The sequence below is a fragment of the Xenorhabdus japonica genome (assembly GCF_900115195.1).
GTDB classification, from domain to species: Bacteria; Pseudomonadota; Gammaproteobacteria; order Enterobacterales; family Enterobacteriaceae; genus Xenorhabdus; species Xenorhabdus japonica.
The window spans coordinates 37,788-44,575 of sequence record NZ_FOVO01000029.1 but is presented as its reverse complement, the minus strand read 5'-3'; the positions used below and the strand labels follow the sequence as shown (position 1 = coordinate 44,575).

The 6,788-nt window shown below is 41.9% G+C and carries 5 protein-coding genes; 1 reads left to right on the top strand and 4 read right to left on the bottom strand.

What is annotated here, in order from left to right; translation table 11 throughout:
• Positions 1–272: 272 nt before the first annotated feature.
• The 4 genes from hemG to pepQ form a co-directional block, all read right to left on the bottom strand.
• A complete protein-coding gene (hemG, locus tag BM135_RS11720; protein ID WP_092519897.1) occupies positions 273–821 on the bottom strand; it encodes a menaquinone-dependent protoporphyrinogen IX dehydrogenase in 549 nt (182 codons plus the stop codon).
• Between the two features lie 71 nt (positions 822–892).
• Complete coding sequence (trkH, locus tag BM135_RS11715) at positions 893–2,344, bottom strand: Trk system potassium transporter TrkH (RefSeq protein WP_092519896.1); 1,452 nt, start codon at positions 2,342–2,344, stop codon at positions 893–895.
• A gap of 36 nt (positions 2,345–2,380) precedes the next feature.
• Positions 2,381–2,992, bottom strand: a complete 612-nt coding sequence (locus tag BM135_RS11710) for an IMPACT family protein (RefSeq protein WP_092519895.1) — start codon at positions 2,990–2,992, stop codon at positions 2,381–2,383.
• A complete protein-coding gene (pepQ, locus tag BM135_RS11705; RefSeq protein WP_092519894.1) occupies positions 2,992–4,326 on the bottom strand; it encodes a Xaa-Pro dipeptidase in 1,335 nt (444 codons plus the stop codon). The genes BM135_RS11710 and pepQ overlap by 1 nt, the downstream gene beginning before the upstream one ends.
• A 273-nt stretch (positions 4,327–4,599) precedes the next feature.
• Between pepQ and fadB the strand changes: the two genes are divergently transcribed.
• A complete protein-coding gene (fadB, locus tag BM135_RS11700; protein ID WP_092519893.1) occupies positions 4,600–6,786 on the top strand; it encodes a fatty acid oxidation complex subunit alpha FadB in 2,187 nt (728 codons plus the stop codon).
• The last annotated feature ends 2 nt before the right edge of the window (positions 6,787–6,788 follow it).

The window sequence follows — 6,788 nt, the reverse complement described above, 5'->3', positions numbered from 1 at the left end:
AGTGCCCACACAGATTGTCTGATTCAATTGTTAAAGAGCGGGTGCAACCGGAAGCCTTCCGGGTTGCGAGGCTGCGTATCTTACGCTTTTCGCCTCCGAAGTCAAGCGCTTATTTTCGCTTTTCTTCGCTGCCCGCCGCGGCGTGTCTTCGCTGGGCGTCGGTCAGTGGTGGCGCATTATAGGGGGTTTTCGGCACCTGGCAATAGTTTTTTTCGATTTTCTTTCCGTTCGTGTTTTTTTTCCTCAAAATGATGTAACAATCAGCAAAAAAGCTATTCTTGAGGCTCTTTATCACACGATATTTGCAAAAACTCCTCAGAAAAACGATCTACTTGTTCCCAATCAGTGTATTCGATTTCTTTTGTTGTATCTGTTTCTCCTCCGGTCATTCTCATAATGAACTGAATCATGGTGCGATCTAACCAGCGATAACGTGGATAACGTAAAGCTCCCGCAAAGACTCCACATAAATCAGGCTGCCACGGACTATTTATTAAAAATTTACGCACATAAGCATTCGTTTCTGGTGTTCTTTTTTCTGGCTTTCTCGCCGTTAAATTGACACCAAAGAAAGCTGTTGGCATTTGGTTCAACTGCTTTTGATGACGAATGACAAAATTATGTAATGCAGAATTGAAGTGACCATATCGTATCGATGCTCCTACCATTACTTTTTGGTAAGGCATCAAATTGACCTGTATCACTGTAGAAAGATCTCTTAAATCACACTCAATACCAGTACGCCGGAGATTCTCTGCGATACGGGTAATAATTTTTTTGGTTTGTCCATCCTGAGTAGAATAAAGTAACAAATAACTCATAGATACTTCCTTATTAAGCAGCGATTCACATCTAAAAATTCAACAGTTCACTATTTGTGTCAAACAGATTTCTATTCGCGCCAAAAAGTTGGTGTAAATAAAACTAATAATGTGAACACTTCCAAACGCCCAAATAACATAGTGACAACCAATATCCATTTCGCCGTCGGGCTCACTGCCATAAAATTATCAGCAACCATTCCCAATCCTGGTCCCAAGTTATTCAATGTTGCAGCGATGGCAGAAAAAGCAGAACGATCGTCAACACCCGTTGCAATCAGTAACAACATACTAATAATAAAGACAAGTGCGTAAGCCGAAAAAAAACCCCAGACCGCTTCAATAATTCGTTCCGGTAATGCTCGCTGTCCTAATTTAATGGTATAGACCGCATTTGGGTGTACTAAACGTTTTAATTCACGAGAACCTTGCAAAAACAATAATAAAATACGAATAACTTTGAGGCCGCCTCCCGTTGAACCAGCACACCCCCCTATAAATGCAGAACATAACAACAGGAAAGGCAAAAAAAGAGGCCACTCTTGAAATTTTTCAGTTGTAAATCCAGCAGTAGTCGCCATAGAAACAACCTGAAAAAAAGCATGGTTCAATGCATCTAATTCTGATTCATAAACGGAATGTTGCCACAATATCAGCATACAAATTGCCAATAATGCCAACTGAATTGCAATGAACATCCGAAACTCTGGATCACGCCAATATACTTTCAAACTTCTTCCAGAAAGGACGGCAAAATGCAGGCCAAAATTACAGCCCGAAATCAATAAAAAAATAGCAATAATAGTATTGATGGTCGAACTATTGAAAAAGCCGATACTGGCATCATGAGTGGAAAAACCACCAATAGCGATGGTAGAAAAGCTATGGGAAATCGCATCGAATGGCTCCATCCCCGCAGCCCACAGGGCTATCGCACAGGCTATGGTCAACAAAACATAAATTAACCATAGTGTTTTTGCTGTTTCTGCGATACGTGGGCGCATTTTATTATCTTTCAATGGGCCCGGCATTTCTGCCCGATAAAGCTGCATTCCCCCGACACCAAGCAGGGGTAAGATCGCCACAGCCAGGACGATGATTCCCATCCCCCCCAACCATTGCAACATTTGTCGGTAGAACAGAATGGCCTTAGGAAGGGAATCAAGACCAACGAGCGTCGTCGCCCCTGTTGTCGTCAAACCAGAAAATGATTCAAAAAAGGCATCTGTGACTGAAAGATTAGGTTTTTCAGAGAAAATAAACGGCAATGCTCCTACACTCCCCAATACAGTCCAAAATAGGACAACAATCAAAAAACCCTCTTTCGGTTTAAGAGCATATTTTTGATCGCGATTAGGTACCCACAATATTAAGCCAATGACGAGAGCAAATATGAATGTCTGGCTAAATGCTCTACCTGCACCATCTCGATAAAATAATGCCACCACCCCCGGGATAATCATCGTGACAGAGAAAAGAATGACAAGTAGTCCAACAATACGGGTTATGGCACGAAAATGCATTCGGCTGGTTCCTTAGAAATCCGGTATGACAAATTATTATGATTTTGGTATTAAAAACAAAGCCCCACGACTCAAGTCCCGTAATTTATCACCTATCTCCCCTGCGAGGGTAGCTGGCAATGAAACTTGCAATGTAACATTTTCAGCGTAATCACTGGCAATCACTTGTCCGGAGAATTGATGTAGTAATTGTTCTACCATTGAAATATGTGAGTATTCACACTGTAACTGATACAGTTTCTGCGGTACTTTGAATTCGGTTTGCAATAGTTTCAGAGCTTGCTGCACGCCATTGCCATAGGCTTTTACCAACCCTCCTGTACCAAGTTTTATGCCACCAAAATAGCGAACAGATACAGCAGTAATTTCTCCCAGACCACTTCCTATTAACTGAGCAATCATGGGCTTACCAGCTGTTCCGGTAGGTTCACCATCATCAAAAAACCCCAATTGCTGGGAGTCATCCGGCGCACCAGCCACAAAAGCCCAACAATGATGACGAGCATCAGGATATTGCCCTTTAATGCTTTGGATAAATAATTTAGCTTCATCCACCCCGCTGGTGTGCTCCAGCAGGGTAATGAAACGGCTCTTTTTTATTTCTTCAGTAAAGCTGACTGAAGCCGCGGGGATTAAATAAGGCTTCATTACGACAAATGTAGATCTCTGGTCATGTTTTCAATTTTTCCATCGTGAATAACGATATTATCTTCAATGCGAATACCACCATAAGGTTTCAACATATCGATTTTTTTCCAATCAAAATGTTGACGATATTCGCTTCCACGCCACTGCGCTAATAAGGTTTCAATGAAATAGATCCCGGGTTCAATGGTCAAAACCATTCTTGACTCCAAAATACGGGTACAACGCAGATAAGGATGCATTGACGGGGCAGCCAGATGGGTTCCGCTATCATTTTGCATAAATCCAGCAGCATCGTGCACCTGCAAACCTAGGAGATGACCGAGTCCATGTGGGAAAAATAGTGTTGTCAATCCTTTATCAACCATACCCTCTTCGCTGATTCCATTAATAATGTCATGTTTTTTCAGAATCTTGGCTATACGTCGATGCATATTAATATGGTAGTCGGTATATCTAGTTCCCGTTTTAATCGTACCGATTATCGCCTGCTGCTCTTCATTCAGATCCTTTATTAGTGAAGCAAAATCGTTATTAGATTTTGCTGAATAGGTTCTTGTGATATCTGCTACATAGCCATTATATTCTGCTCCAGCATCAATTAAAAAGCTGCGAATTTCAGAAGGGGCTTTCTGTTGTAATTTGTTGTAATGCAGAACAGCAGTATTTTCATTCAAGGCAACAATATTATTGTAAGGGACATCGGTATCGCGGTGTCCCGTTGCCATCAAATAGAACATATTAATTTCGAATTCACTCACACCAGACAAAAAGGCATCGTAGGCTGCCTGATGACCATTAACGGCCATTTTCTGAGCCTCACGCATGCAAGCCAATTCGTAATCTGTTTTATATGAACGATGGTAACTCAAATAATCCAAGACAGCTTTTGGGTTGATATTGTGCTCAATAATTCCCAAAGATTTGGCACACTCAGTTTGTTCACCAATATAAGCTGCATTCTGTTTTGATAATCCATTCAGTTTTGCGCTGATATCTTCAGCTTTTGCCAAATGAATCATTTCTATTTCGTCAGTCCAGTAACTATTGGGCAATGGTTCAACGCTATGCCAGTAATCTACTGGCGAATAAAACCAGAGTTTAGGTTTATTGGCACCATCAATCCATAACCAACAATTCGGCACTTTAGTCACAGGAACCCAAGCCTTAAAGTGTGCATTTACTTTGAATGGATAATGGTTGTCATCAAGAAAAATCTGTAATGATTCACCTGAATGAATAAGCAAGGCGTCAAGCTGAGTTCGTGCCAATATTTCGCGGGCACGTTTTTGTAAGATTTTAATATGTTCTTGGTACAGAGATGCCAACTTTTCCATCTTAATTAGCCTTTTGATTTTCTGGCGGGGCTTAAATATTACCACAACTCGCTATTATGGAAGCTATCACATGAAAATTCCCCCTCTCTAAAATTAAGCAACTATATTTATATTTTTCAAAACACTAACAAAATATATGGCTATCTGTCATAAATCTTAGCTGTGATCCTCCCTACAAAAAATTAATCATTGATTTGCATTAAGTTAACACAGTAATCACAATCAACCTCATCTGGTCATACCAGATGGTATGCACTCATTGAGGAGAATGACATGCTCTACCTAAGTGAAACTATTCAAGTAAAATGGCTGAAAGATGGCATTGCAGAACTGATCTTCAATGCACCAGCTGCAATTAATAAATTAGATACCAAAACGGTTACTTCGCTGGATAAAGCTGTTGCCGCCCTTGAGCAAGAGCCTGAACTAAAAGGGTTGCTATTACGCTCTGAAAAACAAGCCTTTATTGTCGGCGCAGACATCACAGAGTTTTTATCATTATTCAATGCACCAGCAGAAAAACTAAATGAACTGCTGAATCTCGCCAACAATATCTTTAATCGTATAGAAGATCTCCCTGTACCGACTATCTCCGCTATTAATGGCTATGCTCTTGGCGGTGGATGTGAATTGGTACTTTCAACGGATTTCCGTATTGCATCCCCAGATCTTCGCATCGGTTTGCCAGAAACCAAACTGGGTATTATGCCGGGATTTGGTGGTTCTGTTCGTCTGCCTCGCTTGATTGGTACAGATAATGCTCTTGAAATCATTTCTGCAGGAAAGGATATTAACGCAGAGGAAGCACTGAAAAATGGTTTAATCGACGCCGTAGTTTCTGCCGAAAAACTGGTTGATTCTGCTATTTCAGTTCTGGAACAAGCCATTCGTGGTGATTTGGATTGGAAGGCAGCCCGTCAGCCTAAACTGATGCCACTGAATCTCAATGAAATTGAACGTACGATGAGTTTCACTGTGGCAAAAAGTATGGTAATGAAGGTTGCTGGCCCTCATTATCCAGCACCAATTACTGCGGTAAAAACCATTGAAAAAGCCGCTATACTGGGTCGCGATGAAGCCTTGAAGCTGGAGTCTGCCAGTTTTGTATCATTAGCACACACTTCTGTTGCCCGTGCTTTAGTCGGCATATTCCTGAATGACCAATATGTCAAAGGGTTAGCAAAAAAACATCTTCAAGCCGTCACAACACCTGAACATGCAGCAGTACTGGGTGCAGGGATCATGGGCGGAGGCATTGCCTATCAATCAGCGCGCAAGGGTGTTCCGGTCTTGATGAAAGACATCAATCAAAAAGCGCTGGATTTAGGTATCAATGAAGCAGCTAAATTGCTGCATAAACAATTTGAACGTGGACGCTTAGATGCTATGAAGATGGCCAAAATTCTGGCATCCATTCAACCTACTCTTAATTATGCGGGTATTGAGCAGTCTCAAATCGTTATCGAAGCAGTAGTTGAAAATCCTAAAATTAAAGCCGCAGTTTTGGCAGAAACAGAATCACATATCAGTGATGAATGTATTCTGGCTTCCAATACATCTACTATCCCAATCACTGAATTAGCAAAATCGCTAAAACGCCCAGAAAACTTCTGTGGTATGCATTTCTTCAACCCAGTACATCGTATGCCATTGGTTGAAATCATCCGCGGAGAAAAGACTTCAGACAAGGCCATTTCAAGCGTTGTCGCGTATGCCAGTAAAATGGGTAAAACACCCATCGTTGTCAACGATTGTCCTGGTTTCTTTGTAAACCGTGTATTGTTCCCGTATCTGGCTGGTTTTGGCATGTTGCTGCGTGATGGTGGTGATTTCCGTCAAATCGACAAAATCATGGAAAAAGAATTCGGCTGGCCAATGGGGCCTGCTTATCTCCTTGATGTTGTCGGCATTGACACTGCTCACCATGCACAAGCTGTCATGGCTCAGGGTTTCCCTGAACGTATGAGCCGCAATTACCGGGATGCTATTGATGTATTGTTCGAAAATCAGCGTTATGGTCAAAAAAATGGCATTGGTTTCTATAAATATGCCCAAGATAAAAAAGGCAAACCGAAAAAAGAGCAGGATGAAACTACCGATCAGTTACTGGCAAGCATCAGCAAACCGAAACATACTTTCTCTGGCGAAGAGATCATTGCTCGAACCATGATTCCAATGATTAACGAAGTTGTTCGCTGCTTAGAAGAAGGTGTCATTGCCAGCCCGGCGGAAGCAGATATGGCACTGGTGTATGGCTTGGGCTTTCCGCCATTCCATGGTGGTGTTTTCCGTTACCTGGATACCATGGGAACCGCAGCCTACGTGAAGATGGCAGAAAGTTATGCTCACTTGGGCGCACTCTATCACGTACCCGCTGGCCTGAAAGAAAAATCCGAAAGCAATGAAAGTTACTATCCTGCACCAGCAGAACTTGTTGTGAATCCAGGTGAAAAAGCGTGAGG

Coding starts and splice junctions, on each gene's coding strand:
- hemG (WP_092519897.1), bottom strand. CDS start 821: ATGAGTTATTTGTTACTTTATTCTACTCAGGATGGACAAACCAAAAAA.
- trkH (WP_092519896.1), bottom strand. CDS start 2,344: ATGCATTTTCGTGCCATAACCCGTATTGTTGGACTACTTGTCATTCTT.
- BM135_RS11710 (WP_092519895.1), bottom strand. CDS start 2,992: ATGAAGCCTTATTTAATCCCCGCGGCTTCAGTCAGCTTTACTGAAGAA.
- pepQ (WP_092519894.1), bottom strand. CDS start 4,326: ATGGAAAAGTTGGCATCTCTGTACCAAGAACATATTAAAATCTTACAA.
- fadB (WP_092519893.1), top strand. CDS start 4,600: ATGCTCTACCTAAGTGAAACTATTCAAGTAAAATGGCTGAAAGATGGC.